The sequence below is a fragment of the Alistipes sp. An54 genome (assembly GCF_002159375.1).
In the GTDB taxonomy this organism is placed as follows: Bacteria; Bacteroidota; Bacteroidia; order Bacteroidales; family Rikenellaceae; genus Alistipes; species Alistipes megaguti.
The window spans coordinates 36813-57667 of the sequence record NZ_NFIA01000009.1 but is presented as its reverse complement, the minus strand read 5'-3'; the positions used below and the strand labels follow the sequence as shown (position 1 = coordinate 57667).

At 62.0% G+C, this 20855-nt stretch carries 16 protein-coding genes; 8 read left to right on the top strand and 8 right to left on the bottom strand.

The window, feature by feature from the left end; translation table 11 throughout:
* Positions 1–47: 47 nt before the first annotated feature.
* The 3 genes from coaBC to bamD are packed head-to-tail and all read right to left on the bottom strand — an operon-like array spanning position 48 to position 2446.
* A complete protein-coding gene (gene coaBC, locus B5G09_RS09670) occupies positions 48–1280 on the bottom strand; it encodes a bifunctional phosphopantothenoylcysteine decarboxylase/phosphopantothenate--cysteine ligase CoaBC (protein WP_087404997.1) in 1233 nt (410 codons plus the stop codon).
* A gap of 13 nt (positions 1281–1293) precedes the next feature.
* Positions 1294–1626: a DNA-directed RNA polymerase subunit omega gene (locus B5G09_RS09665; RefSeq protein ID WP_087310714.1), complete on the bottom strand. Its 333-nt coding sequence runs from the start codon at positions 1624–1626 to the stop codon at positions 1294–1296.
* Position 1627: 1 nt separating this feature from the next.
* Positions 1628–2446: an outer membrane protein assembly factor BamD gene (gene bamD, locus B5G09_RS09660; RefSeq protein WP_087404996.1), complete on the bottom strand. Its 819-nt coding sequence runs from the start codon at positions 2444–2446 to the stop codon at positions 1628–1630.
* 336 nt (positions 2447–2782) lie between these two features.
* On the opposite strand from bamD, the gene greA reads away from it, so the two are divergent.
* From greA to B5G09_RS09645, 3 genes are all read left to right on the top strand, one after another.
* Positions 2783–3259 (top strand): transcription elongation factor GreA, encoded by a 477-nt coding sequence (greA, locus tag B5G09_RS09655; RefSeq protein ID WP_087404995.1) that lies wholly within the window; start codon positions 2783–2785, stop codon positions 3257–3259.
* Between the two features lie 94 nt (positions 3260–3353).
* Positions 3354–3695, top strand: a complete 342-nt coding sequence (locus B5G09_RS09650; protein WP_206384438.1) for a hypothetical protein — start codon at positions 3354–3356, stop codon at positions 3693–3695.
* Between the two features lie 133 nt (positions 3696–3828).
* Entirely contained in the window at positions 3829–6138 is a 2310-nt protein-coding gene (locus B5G09_RS09645; RefSeq protein WP_087404994.1) for a TonB-dependent receptor, read from the top strand.
* Positions 6139–6262: 124 nt separating this feature from the next.
* On the opposite strand, the gene mdh is transcribed toward B5G09_RS09645, so the two are convergent.
* The 4 genes from mdh to B5G09_RS09625 form a co-directional block, all read right to left on the bottom strand.
* Positions 6263–7204, bottom strand: coding sequence for a malate dehydrogenase (gene mdh / locus B5G09_RS09640; RefSeq protein WP_087310722.1), 942 nt, complete (start codon positions 7202–7204; stop codon positions 6263–6265).
* 710 nt (positions 7205–7914) lie between these two features.
* Entirely contained in the window at positions 7915–8292 is a 378-nt protein-coding gene (gene gcvH, locus B5G09_RS09635) for a glycine cleavage system protein GcvH (RefSeq protein WP_087310724.1), read from the bottom strand.
* A gap of 146 nt (positions 8293–8438) precedes the next feature.
* Positions 8439–9161: a biotin--[acetyl-CoA-carboxylase] ligase gene (locus B5G09_RS09630; protein ID WP_087404993.1), complete on the bottom strand. Its 723-nt coding sequence runs from the start codon at positions 9159–9161 to the stop codon at positions 8439–8441.
* An 85-nt stretch (positions 9162–9246) separates the two neighbouring features.
* Entirely contained in the window at positions 9247–10083 is an 837-nt protein-coding gene (locus B5G09_RS09625) for a 2,3,4,5-tetrahydropyridine-2,6-dicarboxylate N-succinyltransferase (protein WP_087404992.1), read from the bottom strand.
* Between the two features lie 89 nt (positions 10084–10172).
* Between B5G09_RS09625 and B5G09_RS09620 the strand changes: the two genes are divergently transcribed.
* Both B5G09_RS09620 and B5G09_RS09615 read left to right on the top strand, forming a co-directional pair.
* Positions 10173–12311 carry a prolyl oligopeptidase family serine peptidase gene (locus B5G09_RS09620; RefSeq protein ID WP_087404991.1) on the top strand — a complete coding sequence of 713 codons (2139 nt, stop codon included), beginning with the start codon at positions 10173–10175 and terminating at the stop codon, positions 12309–12311.
* Between the two features lie 100 nt (positions 12312–12411).
* On the top strand, positions 12412–13677 hold the full coding sequence (locus tag B5G09_RS09615) for an aspartate kinase (RefSeq protein WP_087404990.1): 1266 nt from the start codon (positions 12412–12414) through the stop codon (positions 13675–13677).
* 142 nt (positions 13678–13819) lie between these two features.
* Here B5G09_RS09615 and B5G09_RS09610 read toward each other — a convergent pair whose 3' ends face one another.
* Positions 13820–14917, bottom strand: coding sequence for a DUF4435 domain-containing protein (locus B5G09_RS09610; protein ID WP_087310901.1), 1098 nt, complete (start codon positions 14915–14917; stop codon positions 13820–13822).
* A gap of 87 nt (positions 14918–15004) precedes the next feature.
* On the opposite strand from B5G09_RS09610, the gene B5G09_RS09605 reads away from it, so the two are divergent.
* From B5G09_RS09605 to B5G09_RS09595, 3 genes are read left to right on the top strand one after another with little or no spacing between them, the layout of a single operon-like run.
* Positions 15005–15352 carry a translation initiation factor gene (locus tag B5G09_RS09605; protein ID WP_087310734.1) on the top strand — a complete coding sequence of 116 codons (348 nt, stop codon included), beginning with the start codon at positions 15005–15007 and terminating at the stop codon, positions 15350–15352.
* Position 15353: 1 nt separating this feature from the next.
* Entirely contained in the window at positions 15354–18293 is a 2940-nt protein-coding gene (locus B5G09_RS09600; RefSeq protein WP_087404989.1) for a hypothetical protein, read from the top strand.
* A 36-nt stretch (positions 18294–18329) separates the two neighbouring features.
* The gene (locus B5G09_RS09595; protein WP_087404988.1) at positions 18330–20732 is read left to right on the top strand and encodes a transglycosylase domain-containing protein; all 2403 of its coding nucleotides are present in this window, start codon (positions 18330–18332) and stop codon (positions 20730–20732) included.
* Positions 20733–20855 lie beyond the last annotated feature (123 nt).

Sequence of the window (20855 nt, the reverse complement as noted above, 5' to 3'; positions counted from 1 at the left end):
TTTTCGGAATTGATTGTTCAGTGATTGGCTGTCGCGGGGCGCGGCCGTCAGCGGGTCAACAGCCCCTCGATACGGTCGACAATGCGTTCGGCCACCTCGCGTTTTGACATCAGCGGAAGCTCCTCGCTGCCCGCATGGTCGATGAGCGTCACCTTGTTCGTGTCGCCGCGGAATCCGGCGCCGGCGTCGCGCAGCGAGTTCAATACGATAAAGTCGAAGTTCTTGCGCCGGAGTTTCGACTGGGCGTGGGCCTTCTCGTCGTTGGTCTCCAGGGCGAATCCCACCAGCAGACGGCCGCCCTTGCGGGCACCCAGCTCGGCGGCAATGTCTTGCGTGCGGCGCAGACGGATAAAGAGTTCGCCGTCGCCCTTCTTGAGTTTGGTTTCGGAGGCGCTTTCGGGGGTGTAATCGGCCACGGCGGCACACATCACCGCTCCGTCCGCCCGATCGAAGGCCTTCACCGTGGCTTCGTACATCTCGGCGGCCGAGAGAACATCCACCCGCTCGACTCCCGGCGGGGTGGGCAACGCCGTACGGCCCGAGACCAAGGTCACCTCGGCACCGCGTGCGGCCAGTTCGCCGGCGATGGCGTAGCCCATCTTGCCCGACGAGTGGTTCGAGATGAAGCGCACGGGATCGATTGCCTCGATCGTGGCTCCGGCCGTGACGATCATCCGTTTACCGGCGAGCGTCTTTTTTTTTTCGTCCGTTTCGCCGAGCAGCCTCCCGACGTATTCGGCGATCTGCTGCGGTTCGGCCATGCGGCCCTTGCCGCTCAGGCCGCTGGCCAGTTCTCCCTCGCCGGGTTCGACGATCCGCACTCCGCGGGCGGCCAGCGTACGGAGATTCTGCTGCGTGGCCTCGTGGGCGTACATGTCCAGGTCCATGGCCGGGGCCACGACCACCGGACAGCGCGCCGAAAGATAGGTCGTCAGCAGCAGATTGTCGGCCACGCCCGTGGCCATCTTGGCCAGCGTGTTGGCCGTGGCCGGAGCGATCACGTAGCAGTCGGCCCATTCGCCCAGCGAGACGTGGGAGTTCCAGGCGCCGTTCTCCGGATCGAAGAACTCCACCAGAATGGGCCGCTTGGAGAGGGTGGCCATCGTCAGCGGGGTGATGAACTGTTTGGCCAGCGGGGTCATCACCACCTGTACTTCGGCGCCTGCCGTCTTCCATAAACGACACAGCATGGCAGCCTTGTAAGCCGCTATGCTGCCCGTGATGCCCAGGAGAATGTGACGGCCGGCCAGATCGTGGCCCGCCGCAGTCGGAGAGGTCATTGTCGTCCGGGGGTTAGATCTCCTTGAAGGTATCGTCCTTGCCCTCCTTGTAGACCAGTTCGTGATCGAGGAACTCCTCGGTGGCGATGATCGTCGGTTTGGGCAGGCGCTCGTAGTAGCGCGAGATTTCGATCTGCTCGCGGTTTTCGAAGGTCTCCTCCATGGTGTCGGTCGGCGACGAGAAGTCGGCGAGTTTGCGGTTGAGCTCGGTCTTGAGCTCCGTGGCAATCTGATTGGCGCGTCGGGCGATGATGTTGATGCTCTCGTAGACGTTGCCGGTCTCCTTGTCCAGATCCACCAGCTTGCGCGTGATGGTGTTGTTGGGGATGTTCTTCTTGATTTCCATCTTATATATTGTTGTCCTTGTTGTTGCGGTCGAGATAGTCGCGGGCGTGCTGGGCCATGCGGTCGAGTTCCCGGATGTGGGTCGACCCGGGGAACTCCTCCTTGAACGAGAGGTAGGAGTCGAGCATGGCCAGGTAGCGGTCGGTCTGCTTGTCGGCGATCGAGTTGCTGGCGAAGCGGTAGCTCGATTCGACGATCAGATACATGATCTCTTCGCGGTGTTTGCTTTCGGGGTACTCCTTCAGGGCATTCTTGAGCGCCGTGATGGCCGACTTGTAGCGTCCGATCTTGTAATAGGTATAGGCGTTCAGGTAGGCCTTTTCGTGGAGCCGTTCGGTGAGTTCGGTGTTGATCTTCTTGAACTCCTCGATGCGCGAGCTCTGCGGGTAGCGCGACATGAACTCGTTGATGGCGATCAGGGCCTGACCGGTGACGGTCTGGTCGCGCGAGGGGGCAGGCGAGAGGAAGAAGAAGCAGAGGGCGTACATGCCTTCGGCATCCTCGATGAAGGCGCTGCGGCCGAATTTGCGGCGGAAGTCGTCGAGTTCGGTCGAGGCTGTTTCGTAGTCGTGGTTCTTGAAGCGGCTGCGGGCCTTGTAGAAGGAGACGGTGTCTTCGCGCGAGGTGCCCTGATAGTAGTGCTCCACGCCCTCGAAGAGGGTGATGGCGCGTTGCCATTTGCCGTTGTCGTAATACTCCAGCGCCTTGCTGTAGATCAGTTCGGGCTGCCCGCTTTTCAGGAGTGCATTCATGCCGGAGCATCCGCTGAGGAAGAGGGCCGCCGCCAGGGCGCACAGGGCGTATGAGAAAGTCTGCTTCATTTGAGAGTCTTTTACGGCGCTTTATCGCGCAAAGTTACGCATAAATTAACGATTTGCAAAAAAAAATATTGCCCTGCCCGCGGGAAAAGGCCCTTGTGTCGGGAGGTTTGGGTCGTTGCGGCCCCCTGCCTGCCGGCGCATCGTCTAATTGGGTGGAAGAAAGGCACTTTCCGGCTTCGGACGTGAAAAAAGATTTGCAAATGTGGATTATCCTTCTTATCTTTGCCTTATGCGATGAAACAGGGTTCTGGCCTTTGCGGGCCGGGATTCTTATTTTTTATGTTTTATTTTTTGGAGGTTCCGCTCCGGACGGGACCTCCGGGGAATGATTGAATTATGGCAAAAGAGACTATTTATCTGACAGCCGAGGGGTACAAGAAACTCAAGGACGAACTCGACCACATGCGTTCCGTCGAGCGCCCGGCTATCTCGGCGGCGATTGCGGAGGCTCGCGACAAGGGCGACCTTTCGGAGAACGCTGAGTATGATGCGGCCCGTGAGGCGCAGGGACTGCTCGAGATGCGGATTGCCAAACTCGAAGACACGATTGCCAATGCCCGGGTCATCGACGAGTCGAAGATTGACAAGAGCAAGGTGCAGATCCTGAGCAAGGTGACGCTGCTGAATCACAATAACAACAAGCAGATGACCTATACGATCGTAGCCGAGCACGAGGCCAATCTGCGCGAGGGCAAACTCGCCATCGGCACGCCCATTGCCAAGGCACTGCTGGGTCACAAGAAGGGTGACCGTGTGGATGTGAATGTGCCGGCCGGAACGATTCACTTCGAGATCCTCGACATCTCGATCTGATCCGGAGCCTGGAAAAGACATACGACCTACCGAGAATTCGGTATTTTTATCGGGACCGCTTGCCGCGGTCCTTTTTTTTCGTACCTTCACGGCGATGAAGATGCACCTCACGCTCCGACGATTGACGGCAGCCTTTCTGCTGCTGACGCTGCTCGGCGCCTATGCCGGGCAGAAGGTGCATATCTATCTCGAGGACCATGCCCATTTTGCCGCCCATTGCGGCGGTCTGCTGCCCGACAACGGAGCCCGGGAGGAGATCGTCGGGTATTGTCCCGTTGACAACTACCACTTCTTTCCCTATCTGGCGCAGAGCCTGCCGGCCCCACAGTTCCACGGCGAGGTGCTGGCCGTGCTGCAGCCCCAAGCCACGCGGTGTTGTTGCGCACAGCGCGTGACGGTCCTTTCGCTGCGGGCGCCTCCCGGGTTTGACCGCTGACGGAAGCGATGCGCGGCGGCGTATCGCATCGGGTCCCTGCACGGGCAGGGACGCAGGCGTCGTATGCCTGCCTCCGGGGCTTCGAAAGCCTTCGGAACGTTCCCCAGTTGTCAAACCGATTGAAAATCCACATATGAAAAATATCCTTTTGGCGGCACTGCCTTTGCTGTTGCTGCTCTGTTTCGGCGCAGCGGGCGCCGAGGCTCCCCGCAAAGCCACCGACGCGAACCTTTTCGGACACGTCGTCGACCGCACGACGCACGAACACCTGGCCTATGCCACGGTCTCGGTTGTCGGCACCACCTTCGGCACCACCACCGACGCCTCGGGCCACTACTTTCTGAAGAACCTCCCCGAGGGGCGGCGGCTGATCGAGGTCCGGGCACTGGGCTACGCCCTACGGCGCGACTCCGTCCAGCTGACACGTGGCACGACCCTCGAACTGAATTTCGAGGTCGAACCCAGCGGCATTGCCATGGACGAGGTGGTTGTCTCGGCCAGCCGTTCGGCTACGCTGCGGCGCGAGGCTCCGGCGCTGGTGAGCGTCCTCGACGCCCGGCTCTTCGAACGCACCGAGGCGTCGTGCCTGGCCCAGGGACTGTCGTTCCAGCCCGGCGTGCGGGTCGAGAACGACTGCCAGAACTGCGGCTTCACGCAGGTGCGCATCAACGGTCTGGACGGCCACTATTCGCAGATTCTGGTCGATTCGCATCCGCTCTTTTCGGCCCTGACGGGGGTCTACGGCCTGGAGCAGATCCCCTCGAACATGATCGAACGGGTTGAGGTGCTGCGCGGCGGCGGTTCGGCGCTTTTCGGGTCGTCGGCTATCGGCGGGACGATCAACGTCATCACCCGCGAACCGACGCGCAGTACGGCGCAGTTCTCCCACCGGCTGCTCTCGCTCGGCGGCAGCCACTCCTACGACAACACCTCGATGCTCAACGCCTCGATCGTCTCCGAGAGCGGTCGCGCCGGATTCGGCATCTTCGGCCAGAGCCGCCACCGCTCGGGATACGACCACAACGGCGACGGCTTTACGGAGCTTCCGCAGCTTGAGAGCCGTTCGCTGGGCATGCGCACCTTCCTGCGGACGGGGGCCTATTCGCGGCTGACGGCCCAGTACCACCATCTCAACGAGTTCCGCCGGGGCGGCGACCTGCTGAAACAGCCCCCTCACGAGGCCAATGTGGCCGAACAGGCCGACCATGCCATCGACGGCGGCAGCCTTTCGTTCGACCTCTCGTCGGCCGACCGCCGGGACCGCTTCAATGCCTACGCCTCGTTCCAGCATACGGCCCGCAAGAGCTACTACGGCAGCCGGCAGGATACGCGGGCCTATGGCACGACCCGGGATCTGGTCGTGGCGACCGGCTTGCAGTATGTCCATGCCTTCGAGCGGTTGTGGTTCCTGCCCGCCGAGCTGACCCTTGGGGCCGAATACAGCTACGATGATCTGGCCGACCGTTCGGTGGGCTATGACATCCATACCGATCAGCGGGTGCATATCGTCGGCGGCTATCTGCAGAACGAGTGGAAGTCGGAGAGGTGGTCCTTCCTGCTGGGCGGGCGTCTGGACAAGCACAATCTGGTCGATCACGTGATCTTCAGCCCACGGGTCAACCTGCGCTTCAACCCCACGGAGTCGGTCAACCTGCGGTTGAGCTACGCCGCCGGCTACCGGGCCCCGCAGGCCTTCGACGAGGATCTGCACGTCGCCATCGTGGGCGGCGAGCGGGTTCGCATCCGGCTGGCCGACAACCTGCGCGAGGAGCGTTCGCACAGCGTCAGCCTCTCGGCCGACCTCTACCACAACTTCGGATCGGTGCAGACCAACCTGTTGATCGAGGGTTTCCACACCCGGCTGAAGGATGTCTTTGCGTTGCGCGACCTGCAGCAGACGGACGACGGCAGCAAGATCCAGGAGCGTTACAACGGTTCGGGAGCGACGGTGACGGGGTTGAACCTCGAGGGGCGTGCGGTCTTCACGCGCTGGTTCGAGCTGCAGTCCGGCATGACGTGGCAGCGCAGCCGCTATGTCGAGCCCGAGGCGTGGAGCGACGACCCCGAAGTGGCACCCGTGCGGAGGATGTTCCGCACGCCGGACCTCTACGGCTACTTCACGGCATCGTTCAAACCGTGGCGCCGCCTGACGGCCGATCTCTCCGGCACCTGTACGGGCGAAATGCTCGTGCAGCACAAGGCCGGTTCGGGCGTCGGGCAGGATGTGGCCGTCACGACGCCGGCCTTCTGCGACGTGAATCTGAAGGTGGCCTACGACTGGCGGATCTACCGCGACGTCACACTGCAGCTCTACGGCGGCGTGCAGAACCTCTTCAACGCCTATCAGCGCGATTTCGACCGCGGCGTCGAGCGGGATTCGGGCTATATCTACGGACCGTCGCTGCCGCGCAGCTGGTTTGTCGGCGCGAAGATCTCATTCTGAGGGTTGTCCGGGGCGGTTTGCCGCCTTCGGGCCTCTTCGGAAGCTCTCCCTGTTGCATAAAAACGGCCCCGATACGCGGATCGGGGCCGTTTGTCTTCGCGGTTGCCTGCTGGCAGCCGTCGGGCTACAGGGCGTTGATCTCGTGCAGCACGCGGTTGGTCTTGTGGACGGCTTCGGCCGAGGCGGCGAACTTCGCGGCCTCCTCCTTGGTGAGCTCCACCTCGACGATCTTCTCGATGCCCTTGCGGCCGATGATCGCCGGTACGCCGATGCAGAGGTCCGACTGCCCGTATTCGCCCTCGAGGTAGCACGAGCAGGGGATCAGCTTCTTCTGGTCGTGGAGAATGGCCTCGACCATCATCGAGGCGGCGGCTCCCGGAGCGTACCAGGCCGACGTGCCGATGAGTTTGGTCAGCGTGGCGCCTCCGACCATCGTGTTCTGTACGGCCTCCTGAAGTTTCTTCTTCGAGGCGAACTGCGTGACGGGAACTCCGTTGACCGTGGCCTTCGACAGCAGCGGGATCATCGTCGTGTCGCCGTGACCGCCGATCACCATTCCGTCGATATTGTTGATGTTGACGCCTGTAGCCTTGGCCAGATAGCACTTGAAGCGCGACGAATCCAGTGCGCCGCCCATACCGATGATGCGGTTTTTGGGGAGTCCCGAGGCCTTCAGGGCCAGATAGGTCAGCGTATCCATGGGGTTGGCCACGACGATGATGATGGCGCGCGGCGAGTACTGGATGACGTTGCCGACGACGCCCTTCATGATACTGGCATTCGTGCCGATGAGTTCTTCGCGGGTCATGCCCGGTTTGCGGGGGATGCCCGAGGTGATGACCACCACGTCCGAATTGGCCGTCTTCCGGTAGTCGTTGGTTACACCGACGAGTTTCGTGTCGAAATCCATCAGCGTGGAGGTCTGGTACATGTCCAGCATTTTGCCTTCGGAGAGGCCCTCCTTGATGTCGACGAGAACCACCTCGCTTGCCACTTCGCGGCAAGCCATCACATTCGCACAGGTTGCACCTACGGCGCCTGCGCCTACGACGGTAACTTTTGACATACTTTTGAGCGTTTGGGTTAGCAGGTAATTCGGATTTGGGGGCGGAGTTGTCCGCTTTGCGGCGGATCCTCATTCGGAACACGGTCAGCGAGACTTTCGTTGCGGCTCCGTCACTCTTTTTCACACCTTTTCATTCCGCTGAGGCGGTCGGTGCGGACCAGTATCCGCATTCTGCCTTGCAGGAGCGGATTGTCCTTGCCGCGGAACATTCGCACGTTTGCGCTTTTCGGGGATTCATACGCTCGGGTATCGGACTCCGTTTGGACTTTTCCCATTCTTTTCCCATTTCCCGTTCTGTCTTGCCCAGATTCGTGAGTCCATTGCGGAGTTTTTCTTCTCCCCCCCCCTCCTGGTTCTGCGCGTTCCATCTCCCACACGGCCGCACCGGTTGCGCTTTCTGCGCCTGCAGATGTCGGCTGGTTACAGTGTCTGCTTTTTCCATGGCCCGTTTGCACACACGGCATCCGGGTTTCAGCGTTGTCGTGCCGGGACCGAGCCCGCCGGGGCTCTTCTCCCGAGAGTTGCGAATCCGTCCGTTGCCGGGGTTGATTGCTCCATTCTCCTGTTTGCGCACACACTCACTTTTTCTCAACCTTTTATTGATGTCGGCGTCATGCCTCTCTCCTCGCGATGCGCCTATTCGTGCGTGCCTTCACCCCCCCCCGCAATGTCCCGGCAGCGAACTTCTCCGCCCCTTGTTATGGTCGGAACTATCCGATCAGTTTCTCGTAGTCGGCCGGGCTGAGCAGCTTTTCGAATTCGGCCGGATCGGTCATCTTGACCTTGACGAGCCAACCTTCGCCGTAGGCGTCCTTGTTGACGATCGAAGGATCGGCATCGACGGCGCTGTTGAACTCCAGCACCTCGCCGCCCACGGGCAGGAAGGCGTCGCTGACGGTCTTCACGGCCTCGATCGAGCCGAAGACTTCGCCGGCGGCCAGTGTTTCACCGACGGTCGGCACGTCGACGAAGACGATGTCGCCCAGCTGGCTCTGTGCGAAATCGGTGATGCCGACAACGGCTACGTCGCCCTCGACGCGGCACCACTCGTGGTCGTTCGAGTATTTCAGATTTGCAGGTACATTCATGGTATTTGAAATTTTTGTTTATGAAATCGGTTTATTCCTTTGCAAATATAACTGTTATTTTTGTAACAGCAAGAAAAATCGTCCGAAATTTACGACGCCGGGGCGGATCTTCCCGGCCCGTCATGGGCTCTCCGCCTTGACGGGGTCTATTTCCGGAGGACGAATTCGATCTCCTTGAAGAGGTATTCGCGGAGCGCGCCGTCGTCGTGGCGCAGGATCAGTTCGCCGGTGGGGCGCACGCCTTCGATGACGGCGTGCGTGAGCGAACCGTCGGGATAGCGGAACGTCCGCCGCACGCCCAGGTCGTACATGCGCCGGCGATACTCCTCCTGCAGGGCGTTGCGGTCGCCGTGTTCGAGCTGTTCGTAGCGGGCCGTCATGCAGCGTTCGAAGGTCTCGAGCACCTGGCGGCGGTCGTAGCGGCGTCCGGTGAGCTGAGCCATCGAGACGGGATTCGGAAGCGACGGGTCGAACTCCGTCTGGTTGACGTTGATGCCGATGCCGAGCAGCGAACGCGAGAGCGTTGCGCCGGCGTAGTTGTGTTCGATCAGCACGCCCTCGAGCTTGCGGTCGCCGGCATAGATGTCGTTGGTCCACTTGATGCGGGTCTCGATGCCGTAGGCGGTGAAGGTGTCGGTCAGCGCCACGGAGAGTGCCTCGCAGAGCAGGAACTGTTCCGTGACGGGCAGGAAGCGCGGTTCGACGACCATCGTGAAGGTGAGATTCTCGCCTTCGGGGCTGAGCCACTGATGGCCGCGCTGGCCGCGTCCGGCGGTCTGGTGCTCGGCCCAGACGATGTCGCCGTGGCGGTATCGCGGGTCGCGGGCGTCGTCGTTGGTCGAGGTGGTCGTGTCGAGGTGGTAGATCATTTTTCGAGGTGTTTGGGTGGGGCGAACCGCAGGGGGTGCCATTGTATCCCCCCCCCTCCCCGCGGGAGGGGATTCCGGTCGTGGGTCAGATCGAGACGCCGAAGTCGCGCAGGGCGTCGTTCAGCGAGGTTTTCTTGTCGGTGGACTCCTTGCGGCGGCCGATGATCAGCGCGCACGAGACGCTGTATTCGCCGGCGGGGAACTGCTTGCGGTAGCTGCCCGGGACGACCACCGAGCGGGCCGGCACGTAGCCCTTGTAGGTGACGGGTTCGGGACCGGTGACGTCGATGATATGGGTCGAACCGGTGATGACGGTGTTCGATCCGAGGACCGCCTCGCGGCAGACGTGGGCCCCCTCGACGACGATCGAGCGCGAACCGATGAAGCAGTTGTCCTCGATGATCACGGGGGCGGCCTGCACGGGTTCGAGCACGCCGCCGATTCCGACGCCGCCCGAGAGGTGGACGTGGCGGCCGATCTGGGCGCACGAGCCGACCGTGGCCCACGTGTCGACCATCGTGCCCGTGTCGACATAGGCGCCGATGTTGACGTACGAGGGCATCAGGATGGCTCCCGGAGCGATGTAGGCGCCGTAGCGGGCCACGGCGTGGGGTACGACGCGTACGCCCAGCCGTTCGTAGTCGTGCTTGAGCTCCATCTTGTCGAACCATTCGAGTTCGCCGGCCTGCATCTTGCGCATGGGCTGGATCGGGAAGTAGAGCAGCACGGCCTTCTTGACCCATTCGTTGACCTGCCACTCCTCGCTGCCCTCGGCCACGGGCTGGGCGGTGCGCAGCTGGCCGCGGTCGACCAGGTCGATCACCTGGCGGATGGTCTGTCGATAGCTTTCGTCGTGCAGCAGTTCGCGGTTCTCCCACGCCTGGTCGATGCGTGTTTTGAGTTCGTTATGGTTGTCAGTCATCTTGTTCGGTATTTTTCAGGAGGACAAATTTATGGAAAATATCGAATTTTTCCTAACTTTGTCCCAATATCACCCAAACGGTTGTACTTATGAAGCATTATTCCTGGACGATCGCCGTGCTGACGGGCGCGGTGGCATTGGCAACGACCGGTTGCAACAACATGAAACAGATAAAGCATGCTCCCTACCCCGAGACGCCGCGCGGCGAGGTAGTGGACAACTATTTCGGCACCGAGGTGCCGGATCCCTACCGCTGGCTCGAGGATGACAATTCGCCGGAGACGGCCGCCTGGGTGGCCGCCGAAAATGCCGTGACGAACGCCTATCTGGAGCAGATTCCCTTCCGCGAAGCCATCCGCAAACGGCTGGCCCAGTTGTGGAACTACCCCAAGGAGGGTGCTCCGGCCAAACACGGCGACTGGTGGTATTACTCCTCCAACGACGGCCTGCAGAACCAGGCGGTGATCTACCGCACGACGGCTCCCGGCCAGCCGGGCGAGGTGTTCCTTGACCCCAATACGCTCTCGGACGACGGTACGGTGGCCGTGGGCGAGATCTCCTTCTCGAAGGACGGCCGCTACTTTGCCTATGCCGCCGCGGCGTCGGGCTCGGACTGGGTCGAGATCCGCGTCATGGATACCGCGACCAAGGAGCTGACCGGAGACCGGATCGAGTGGGTGAAGTTCTCGGGAGCGGTGTGGGCCCCCGATTCGAAGGGCTTCTACTACAGCGCCTATGATGCCCCGAAGACGGGGACCTATTCGTCGCAGAACCAGTTCCAGAAGGTCTTCTACCATGCACTCGGCACGCCGCAGTCCGCCGACCGGCTCATCTACGAGGACAAGGCCCATCCGCTGCGTTACTTCTCGGCCTGGCCTTCGCAGGACGGCCGCTGGCTCTTCATCGTCGGTTCGGAGGGAACCTCCGGTTCGGAGATCCTCGTACGCAAGGTTTCGGAGCGCAGCTTCCGGACGCTGCTCCCGGGCTTCGCCCACGACTACCGCCTCGTCGACTGCCAGGACGACAACCTCTACTTCATGACCAACGAGGGGGCCTCGAACTATGCCCTGAAGCGGATCTCGCTGACGAAGCCCGGACAGGTCGCCACGGTGATCCCCGAGCATCGGAAAAACCTGCTCGAAGGGGTGGGCAAGGCCGGCGGCTACCTCTTCGCCTCCTACCTGCAGGATGCACAGAACCGCATCGCGCAGTATGACTACGACGGAAAGCTGGTCCGCGAGGTCGAGCTCCCGGCCATCGGTGCCGTAGGCGGCTTCAGTGGCGAAAAGGAGGCTGCGGAGCTCTACTACACGCTGTCGAACTACACGTCGCCCGCCACGATCTACCGCTACGACATCGCCTCGGGCGAGTCGACCCTCTACAAGGCCCCCGAGGTGGCCTTCGACCCCTCGCTTTACGTCACCGAGCAGGTCTTCTACCCCTCGAAGGACGGTACGCAGGTGCCGATGTTCATCACCCGCCGCAAGGACATGAAGCTCGACGGCAGGAATCCCTGCCTGCTCTACGGCTACGGCGGCTTCCAGATCAATATCACACCGGCCTTCAACCCCTCGGCGCTGATGTTCGTCGAGCAGGGCGGCATCTACTGTGTGGCCAACCTGCGCGGCGGTTCGGAGTACGGCGAGGCCTGGCACAAGGCCGGCATGCTCGAAAACAAGCAGAACGTCTTCGACGACTTCATCGCGGCGGCCGAATACCTCATCGCCCAAAAGTACACCTCGAAGGAGCGGCTGGCCATCAACGGCGCCTCGAACGGCGGTCTGCTGGTCGGTGCGTGCGAGGTGCAGCGCCCGGATCTCTTTGCCGTCTGCCTGCCGCAGGTCGGCGTGCTGGACATGCTGCGCTACCACAAGTTCACGATCGGCTGGGGCTGGGCCGTGGAGTACGGTTCGTCGGAAGACGCCGAGCAGTTCTCCTATATTTATAAGTATTCGCCGCTGCACAACATCCGAAAGGGTACGGTCTATCCGGCGACGCTGGTGATGACGGCCGACCACGACGACCGCGTCGTTCCGGCCCACTCGTTCAAGTTCGCCGCCGAGATGCAGTATGCCCAGGCGGGGGATGCCCCGGTGCTGATCCGCATCGACTCGAAGGCGGGTCACGGAGCCGGCAAGCCCACCTCGAAGCGCATCGACGATGCCACCGACATGTACGCGTTCCTCTTCCAGAATATCGGTGTGCCGTATCGCCCGGTCGGGGAGTAGCGGCGGCTGCCGGCAAGAGGTGGCAACGGCTCGGGGGCTTCGCTGCGAGGCCCTCCGTGCCTTGCCGAATCAACAGAAGGTTAGGTTAATAAGGAAAAATATGAAGGTCTACAAATTCGGAGGCGCGTCGGTGCGGAATGCCGACGGGGTGAGAAACCTGCGCCGGATCATCGACGACGAACAACATCTCTTCATCATCGTCTCGGCGATGGGAAAGACGACCAATGCCCTGGAGAAGGTCTTCGAGGGACTCCAGAAGGGCGACCGGCAGCAGTCGCTCGACCATATCGCACAGTTGCGGCAGTACCACGCCGAGATTATCGACGATCTGTGGCACGAACACCGACAGCTGGAGCGTGTCGAGCGTCTTTTCGACGAGCTGGAGCACGTCGCCACACAGACCCGCTACCTCCCCGAAGAGGCCGAGTTGTGGTACGACACGATCGTGGCCTACGGCGAGCTGGTCTCGACGACGATCATCTCCGAGTATCTGAACTACGCCGGGGTCCCGAACCGCTGGATCGACATGCGCCGGTGCTTCGTCACCGAACAGCGTCACAAGGATGCCGGAGTCGATCTTGCGGCTTCGACGCCGCTGTTGCGGGAGGCGGTCGGAGGGGGCCCGGAGACGATCTTCATCGGACAGGGCTTCATCGGCGGGGCGCCCGACGGAACCACCACCACGCTGGGCCGCGAAGGGTCGGACTACTCGGCAGCCGTGGCGGCCAATATCCTCGATGCGGAGTCGATGTCGGTGTGGAAGGATGTCGACGGCGTGCTGAACGCCGACCCGAAGATCTTCCCCGACGCCGTGCAGATCGCCGAGCTGAACTATCTGGATACCATCGAACTGGCCTACAGCGGTGCGCAGATCATCCACCCGAAGACCATCAAACCGCTGCAGAACAAGAATATCCCGCTCTACGTGCGTCCGTTTGGCGACAAGCGCAAGCCGGGGACGGTGATCCGCGGCATGTCGGCGCCGGTCGACGTCCCGATTCTGATTCTGAAGAAGGATCAGGTGCTGCTGACGATCCGTTCGCGCGACTTCTCGTTCGTGCTGGAGGAGAAGTTCGCGACGATCTTCTCGTTGCTCGAGCACTTCCGCATCAAGACCAATCTGATCCACAACTCGGCGGTCAACCTGAGTCTGTGTGTCGACAATTCGTGGCATATCGACGAGGTGGTCCGGGCGTTGCGCGAGTCGGGCTTCGACGTGATGACGACGCGCGACATGGAGCTGCTGACCATCCGCGGCTATACGGATGATCTGTGGCGGCGTTATGCCCGCGGTCCGCAGGTCTTCATCCGCCAGGCGACGCAGTCCACCGTACGCGTCGTGCGCAAGAAGCAGGGGCAGTATTGATTGGCCGCCCGATGGGAGCCCATGAAAAAAGAGAGCCCGACGGCTCTCTTTTTTTGTTGTGCGGGTTCCGGATGTTCGTGTGCTTCCGGTTTGGAACGGATCGGTCGCCCCATGGCCCCCCCTCTCTCTCATTAGTCCCTCTCTAAAAGACTCCCTGACGGAGACGGTGAAGGATGCCCACGACCGACTGTTCACGAATCTCGCCGTTGCGTTTCATGTTCCAGATCATGCGGGCAATATAGCGTTCGATGTCGCGCTGCAGGCTCTTGTAGAGCGGACACGCCGTATAGTTTTCGTTGTCGAGCAGCACGTCGCGGATCGACCGCAGCGAATTGGTGTAGTTCGACATCTCGTTCTTCAGGGCCACGCCCTGCTTCTGCGAGGCGGTGATCCGTGCGATCGACATGTCGCGCAGCTTCTCGCAGACGGTGTTCAGCAGCACCATCACCACGTTGTCCATCAGCGTGTGGCCGTGCATGAAGAGGTAGGTGTTTTCGGGTTTCACGCCGCGCTGCCGGAGCTGGGTCTCGAACTCCTTCATGGGTTCGATCATCCGCGGATTGCGGCGCTTGAGCAGCTCTTCGCGCTTGGCGACGTTGCGCTGCAGCCATTCGAGGGTGCGTTCGCCGTTGTTCTCGATCTCGAGGTAGCCCAGCCGCACCGACGATTTGAAATCGGCCAGCGGGAAGACGTGCTCCGAGGCCAGCTGCGCCGAAAAGGCATACCAGAGGAAGAGCGGGTAGATCGTGCAGGAGTATTCGTGCAGGAAGCGCACGAAGTCGAAGATGCGCGTATCGTTCTTGGTGGCCTTGACGCAGACGTTGTGCAGCGAGGGGGCGTAGCAGAGGTAGTTCTCGGTGGCGTAGGCGTAGGTGTGGAACATGAAGCGGGCGTCGGCCAGCTGGCGCGACTGTTCGGTGCGCCCGGCAAAGAGGTAGTCGAAGTCCGAGTCGACGCAGAGGATCATCTCCTCGGACGACTGGGGGATCATCCCCAGCAGCACCTTCTTGCCCTTGGGCAGGTCGCCGCGGTCGGGCACCGAGATCTCGAAACGCAGATAGGGGTTGCGGAAGTGGTCGAAGATGCCGCGCCAGAAGGCGACATCCTCATAGCCTTCGACATAGACCTTCACCAGCCGCTGGTCGGGGTTGGCCGGCAGCGGGCGGGGGAGCTCCTCGAGGCTCTTCGCATGGGCGAAGGGGTGTGATTTGCGGGGTTTTTCGGTGAACTTCCTGGCCATACGCATACAAAGATAAATAATTTCGTATTTTTGCGCAAAATAAAGGCGCCCGATCGGCGTTTAATTCCTACCTTCCGAACACGATTTATGGCAGACAACGACTGGAAATCCCGCTTGGGGATGGTCTACTCGACCAATCCCGACTTCAAATACGAGACCGCCGCGAAGCCTGAGGCGGAGACTCTTCCGCCGCAGCGGCAGGAGCTGCGCGTATGGCTCGACCGCAAGCAGCGCGCCGGCAAGGTCGTCACACTGGTGCGGGGCTTCGTCGGGCGCGACGAGGATCTGCAGGCTCTGGCCCGGATGCTCAAGACCCGGTGTGGCGTCGGCGGAGCGGCCAAGGAGGGCGAAATCATCATTCAGGGCGACCACCGCGACCGCATCGTCAACCTGCTCACCAGCAGCGGCTACCGTTGCAAAAAGGCCGGCAACTGAGGTGAGGCGGGTGCTGTTGTTCGTGTTGCTGCTCACCGCGCTGCTTTTCGGTGTGCGGCGTGCCGAGGCCCAGTATTACACGTGGGGCTCGGATCCTCCGCTCAAGTGGTCGACGATCCGTACGCCCGACGTGCGGATGATCTATCCCGATACGGTCTCGGAGCTGGCGCGGCGCACGCTCTTCTACATCCGCGCCGTGCAGCCCGACATCGCCTACGGCTTCCGCCACGGGCCGATGCGCATTCCGTTTGTCATGCACCCCGAGAACTTCGAGTCGAACGGACTGGTGATGTACCTTCCCAAACGCGTGGAGTTCCTCACCTCGCCGGCCATCGACAGCTATTCGATGCCGTGGTACAAGCAGTTGGTGGCCCACGAGTACCGCCATGCCGTGCAGTACAACAACCTCAACCGGGGGGTGATCCGCGTGCTGAGCTACATCCTCGGGCAGCAGGGCTCGACCATCGGTCTGCTGTGCATGCCGGTATGGGCCATGGAGGGAGATGCGGTGATGTCCGAGACGATGATGTCGTCGTTCGGCCGCGGACTGCAGCCCTCCTTCTCGATGGCCTACCGGGCCATGGGCAGCGTCGGGCGCGACCACCGCAACATCGACCGCTGGTTCTGCGGCTCCTACCGCGACTACATCCCCGACCATTACGAACTGGGTTATCAGATCTGCTCCTACGCCTGGGAGCGTTACGGCGAGAATGTCTGGGACCGCGTGGCGTGGTTTGGGTCGCGCAACCCCTACATGCTGGCCACGACGCGCATCGCGCTAGAGAAGTACTACGATACGAATGTCAGCCGGCTCTTCCGCGAGACGTTCGACGAACTGGAACGCTTCTGGTCGTCGCTGCCCGAGGAGCCGGACACGGCCCGGCCGCTCGTCGAACTCCCCGAGCGCAACCATACCGAATACCAGTGGCCGCTGGCGCTGGGCGATACGGCGGTGCTGGCCGTGAAGACCGATCTGGACCGAGTGTCGCGCTTCGTGACGGTGGACCTCCGCACGGGTCGGGAGCGTGAGGTGGCTGCGACGGGGCTGATCTCCACGCGCCCGACGCTGGGCAACGGCCGCGTCTGGTGGACCGAATACCGCCGCTCGGCCCTCTTCGAACAGCGGGTCAATTCGCAGCTCTGCTACATGAATCTGGCCGATGGCCGGACCCGGACGGTCGGTCCGGCCCGGCGGGCGCTCTATCCCACCTCGACTCCCGATGCGCTGGGGTGGGTCGAATATGCGCCCGAGGGCCGTTATACGGTGGTCGTGCGGCGCAACGGCGGAGAGGAGGAGCGCTTCGCGGCGCCCGACCGCACGGAGTTGCACGGACTGGCGTGGGACGACCGGACGCGGGCGTGGTATGTGCTGGTTACGGACGGCAGCGGCATGTGGATCGGACGGATCGATGCCGGGGGGCTGCACGCCGTGACCCGCGGGGCCTACATTACGCTTTCGGATCTGCGGGCCTCCGACGGACGGCTCTACTACGGCTCGATCGCCTCAGGCAAGGATGAGGCTCATTGCTACGATCTGACCGAGAGGTGCGAATACCGCCTGACGACCTCGACCTATGGTTCGTTTGACCCGGCACCGGCCGGGGACCGGCTGCTGGTGACGACCTACGACCGACGGGGATACCGCCTGGCCTCACAGCCGGCTGACAGCGTGCGGATTCCCGTCGAGGCGCGGCGCGTGCCGCTGAACCGGGTCAATCCGCCGCGCCGCCGCTGGGAGGTGCTGAATCTCGATACGGTGCGCTTCGCGATGGCCGACTCGACGCTTCAGAGTTCGGATTTCCGGGCAAAACGCTACGCCAAAGTGCCCAATCTGGTCAACGTTCACAGCTGGATGCCGCTGGCTTTCAATCCCTTCTCTTTGGTCGAGGAGCAGTCGATCGACCTGAATGCCGGTGTGACGCTGATCTCGCAGAACCTGCTCTCGAATACCGAGGCCTACGCCTCCTACGGCTGGAACCGTTCCGAAGGGTCGCTCTTCAATCTGGGCGTACGCTACTACGGACTGGGCATCCGCTTCGATCTCGACGCCTCGTACGGCGGCAACCAGCTCTTCTATTCGCTCGGACAGTACAACGCCCAAACCGGAAAGTATGAGTATCAGTCGCGTCCGGCCCCCGACAAGTACTACTCCGTGGGGTTGTCGGCCACGCTGCCCTTCTATCTGCAACGCGGTTACCATACGCGCCAGTTCTCGGTCTCGGCCCGCTGGAACTACTCGAACGGCATGGTGGCCGATCTGGGCAAGATCGAGTGGGGTGAAGGGGGCGGAATCACCAACATCCAGCATGTCGGCTTCCGCGAGGGGCTGCATCAGGTCGCCTTCGGACTGGGTTATTCGGACCAGGTGCGCATGGCTCACCGCGACTTCGCCCCCCGCTGGGGCTACACCCTCTCGACCAGCTATACGTTCAATCCGGCGGACCGCTATTTCAGCGATCTGATCCTCTTCTACGGACAGGCCTATCTGCCGGGGGTGATGCGCCACCACTCGCTTTCGGTAGCCGCGACCTACCAGACTTCGATCGGCGGTTACAAGTTCCCGGGGGGCTATGCCCCGTTGAGCTACAAGTCCACGCGCCTCATCCCGCGGGGCTTCACTTCGGCCGACATCGTCTCGAACAACTACACGGCCTGTGAGGCCAACTACCAGTTGCCGCTCTGCTATCCCGAGGGGGGTATCGGCTCGGTGATCTACTTCAAGCGCATCCGGCTCAACGTCGGCGGCGACTACGCCCGTTTCCGGACTCCGGTCGGGGGAGCGCTCGCGTGGCAGCGGATCTGGTCGGCGGGCGGCGACGTGGTTTTCGATTTCAACCTCTTCCGCCAACCCGCCTCGGGCACCTCGACCTTCACCCTCTCGTGCTACCGCCCCTCGACCGGCGGGGTGTGGATCGGCGGATCGCTCGGACTCCCATTTTAGGGAATATTTTGTATCTTTACGGCAAAATTCGGTCTTATGGAACAACGTAAGAAGTCGGGCATCAGCCCCAAAGCGATCAAATGGATCTGGGGCGTGGCCTTCGCACCTTTCGTACTGCTGGCACTGCTGCTGTTGCTGACGGCGCTCGGCCTCTTCGGCCGCCTGCCCTCGTTCGAGGAGCTGGAGAACCCCCGCAGCAATCTGGCCACGGAGATCTACTCCGAAGACGGCAAGGTCATCGGCACGTTCTTCGTGCAGAACCGCTCCTACGTGCAGTATGCCGACCTCTATCCGACGGACTCGACGCTCCATATCCGCCTCGACGGCCATGAGGTGCCGCCGATCGTCGCGGCGCTCATCTCCACGGAGGATGCCCGCTTCCGCAGCCACTCGGGCATCGACATTCCGTCGCTGGCCCGCGTGGCCTTCAAGACCGTGCTGCTGCAGAACACCTCGCAGGGCGGCGGCTCGACCATCACCCAGCAGCTGGCCAAGAACCTCTTCCCGCGCGATACGGCCCGCAACCGCGGCCGCGTGGCCCGTATGACCAAGCTCGTGACGGCGAAACTCAAGGAGTGGATCACGGCCCTCAAACTCGAATACAACTATACGAAGGAGGAGATCGCCGCCATGTACCTCAATACGGTCGAATACGGTTCGAATGCCTACGGCATCAAGTCGGCGGCCCATACGTTCTTCAACAAGGAGCCCCACGAGCTCAACGTACAGGAGGCGGCCGTGTTGGTCGGCGTGGTGAACGCCCCGACGCGCTATTCGCCCGTGCGGAACCCGGACAATGCGCTGGCCCGCCGCAATTTGGTCCTCACGCGCATGGAGGAGTCCGGGGCGCTGACGCGCAAGCAGCGCGACTCGATTGCGGCGCTGCCCATCGTGCTGAACTACCGCCCCATTTCGCACAACGAGGGCTCGGCGACCTATTTCCGCGAGATGCTGCGTCTGGTGATGAGTGCCGACCGCCCGAAGCGCAGCCAGTTCTACAACGAGTGGGACTACGACCAGGCGGTCAAGGAGTATGACGAGAATCCGCTCTACGGCTGGTGCCACAAGAACCGCAAGGCCGACGGTACGCCCTACAACATCTACCGCGACGGCCTGAAGATCTACACGACGATCAATTCGCGGATGCAGACCTACGCCGAACAGGCCGTGCAGAAGCAGATGGAGACGGTCATCCAGCCCAAGATGGATGCGCAGTACCGCCGCACGAAGGTGTTGTTCCTCGATACGGACCGTGAGGAGCGTGAGCGGATCATGCGTCAGGCGATCCGCTATTCGGACCGTTACCGAGAGATGAAGCGGGCGGGCTTCAGCGAGCGGCAGATTACGGCGTCGTTCGACGAACCCTGCCCGATGCGGGTCTTCACCTACAAGGGCGAACGCGATACGGTGATGACGCCGCGCGACTCGATCCTCCACCACAAGCGCATCATGCGGGCGGCGATGGTGGCGATGGATCCCCGCACGGGTTATGTCAAGGCCTACGTCGGCGGTCCGAACTTCCGCTACTTCAAGTACGACATGGCCAAACAGGGCAAACGCCAGATCGGTTCGACGATCAAGCCCTTTGTCTATACCTTCGCCATCGACCATCTGGGCTTCACCCCCTGCACGATGGTTCCGAACCTGCCGACGACGATCGAGACGGCCAACGGCACGGCCTGGTCGCCGAAGGAGGCCGGCAAGGTGGTCTACGACGGCGTGCTGCATCCGTTGCGCTGGGGCCTGGCCCGCAGTCGCAACAACTACTCGGCCTGGATCATGAAGCAGGCCAAGCAGCCCGAGGCCGTCGCCGACTTCATCCACAACATGGGTATCCGCAGCTACATCGATCCGGTTCCGGCGCTCTGCCTGGGCACCTCCGAATCGAACGTCTACGAGATGGTCAGCGCCTTCTCGACCTTCGCCAACGAGGGGGTGCATACCGACCCGATCTTCGTGACGCGCATCGAGGACCGGCAGGGCAATCTGATCGCCTCGTTCATCCCGCAGTCGCAGGACGCCATCAGCGAACGCACGGCCTATACGATGCTGACGATGCTCGAAGGGGTGGTCAATGCCGGAACGGCCGGACGTCTGAAGTGGCAGTTCGGATTCACGGACATGGAGATCGGCGGCAAGACCGGTACGTCGAACAAGAACCGCGACGCCTGGTTCATGTGTGTGGCTCCGAAACTGGTGGCCGGCGCCTGGGTCGGCGGTGAGGATCAGTCGGTGCACTTCCTTTCGGGCGGTGAGGGTAGCGTGGCGGCTCTGCCGATCGTGGGCGAGTTCCTCAAGCGGGTCTACGACGACGGACACCTGGGCGTGAGCCGTACGGACCAGTTCGTGCGGCCGGCGATGATGCCCCACTACGATTGTGAGGACGAGATGGATGCCGCTGGCCCCGAGCAGAGCGACGAGGAGGAGTTTTTCGGGTAGAGTCCCGGACTTCCGTCCGCCGGGCTCCGCTTCGCAGCCTTGGGGACGGGAATCTGAGACGGCAGATGTCGTTATGCGGGGTGAAGGACTTGGGTTCTTAAAAAAATTTACTATATTTGTCCG

Coding starts and splice junctions, on each gene's coding strand:
- coaBC (WP_087404997.1), bottom strand. CDS start 1,280: ATGACCTCTCCGACTGCGGCGGGCCACGATCTGGCCGGCCGTCACATT.
- B5G09_RS09665 (WP_087310714.1), bottom strand. CDS start 1,626: ATGGAAATCAAGAAGAACATCCCCAACAACACCATCACGCGCAAGCTG.
- bamD (WP_087404996.1), bottom strand. CDS start 2,446: ATGAAGCAGACTTTCTCATACGCCCTGTGCGCCCTGGCGGCGGCCCTC.
- greA (WP_087404995.1), top strand. CDS start 2,783: ATGGCAAAAGAGACTATTTATCTGACAGCCGAGGGGTACAAGAAACTC.
- B5G09_RS09650 (WP_206384438.1), top strand. CDS start 3,354: ATGAAGATGCACCTCACGCTCCGACGATTGACGGCAGCCTTTCTGCTG.
- B5G09_RS09645 (WP_087404994.1), top strand. CDS start 3,829: ATGAAAAATATCCTTTTGGCGGCACTGCCTTTGCTGTTGCTGCTCTGT.
- mdh (WP_087310722.1), bottom strand. CDS start 7,204: ATGTCAAAAGTTACCGTCGTAGGCGCAGGCGCCGTAGGTGCAACCTGT.
- gcvH (WP_087310724.1), bottom strand. CDS start 8,292: ATGAATGTACCTGCAAATCTGAAATACTCGAACGACCACGAGTGGTGC.
- B5G09_RS09630 (WP_087404993.1), bottom strand. CDS start 9,161: ATGATCTACCACCTCGACACGACCACCTCGACCAACGACGACGCCCGC.
- B5G09_RS09625 (WP_087404992.1), bottom strand. CDS start 10,083: ATGACTGACAACCATAACGAACTCAAAACACGCATCGACCAGGCGTGG.
- B5G09_RS09620 (WP_087404991.1), top strand. CDS start 10,173: ATGAAGCATTATTCCTGGACGATCGCCGTGCTGACGGGCGCGGTGGCA.
- B5G09_RS09615 (WP_087404990.1), top strand. CDS start 12,412: ATGAAGGTCTACAAATTCGGAGGCGCGTCGGTGCGGAATGCCGACGGG.
- B5G09_RS09610 (WP_087310901.1), bottom strand. CDS start 14,917: ATGGCCAGGAAGTTCACCGAAAAACCCCGCAAATCACACCCCTTCGCC.
- B5G09_RS09605 (WP_087310734.1), top strand. CDS start 15,005: ATGGCAGACAACGACTGGAAATCCCGCTTGGGGATGGTCTACTCGACC.
- B5G09_RS09595 (WP_087404988.1), top strand. CDS start 18,330: ATGGAACAACGTAAGAAGTCGGGCATCAGCCCCAAAGCGATCAAATGG.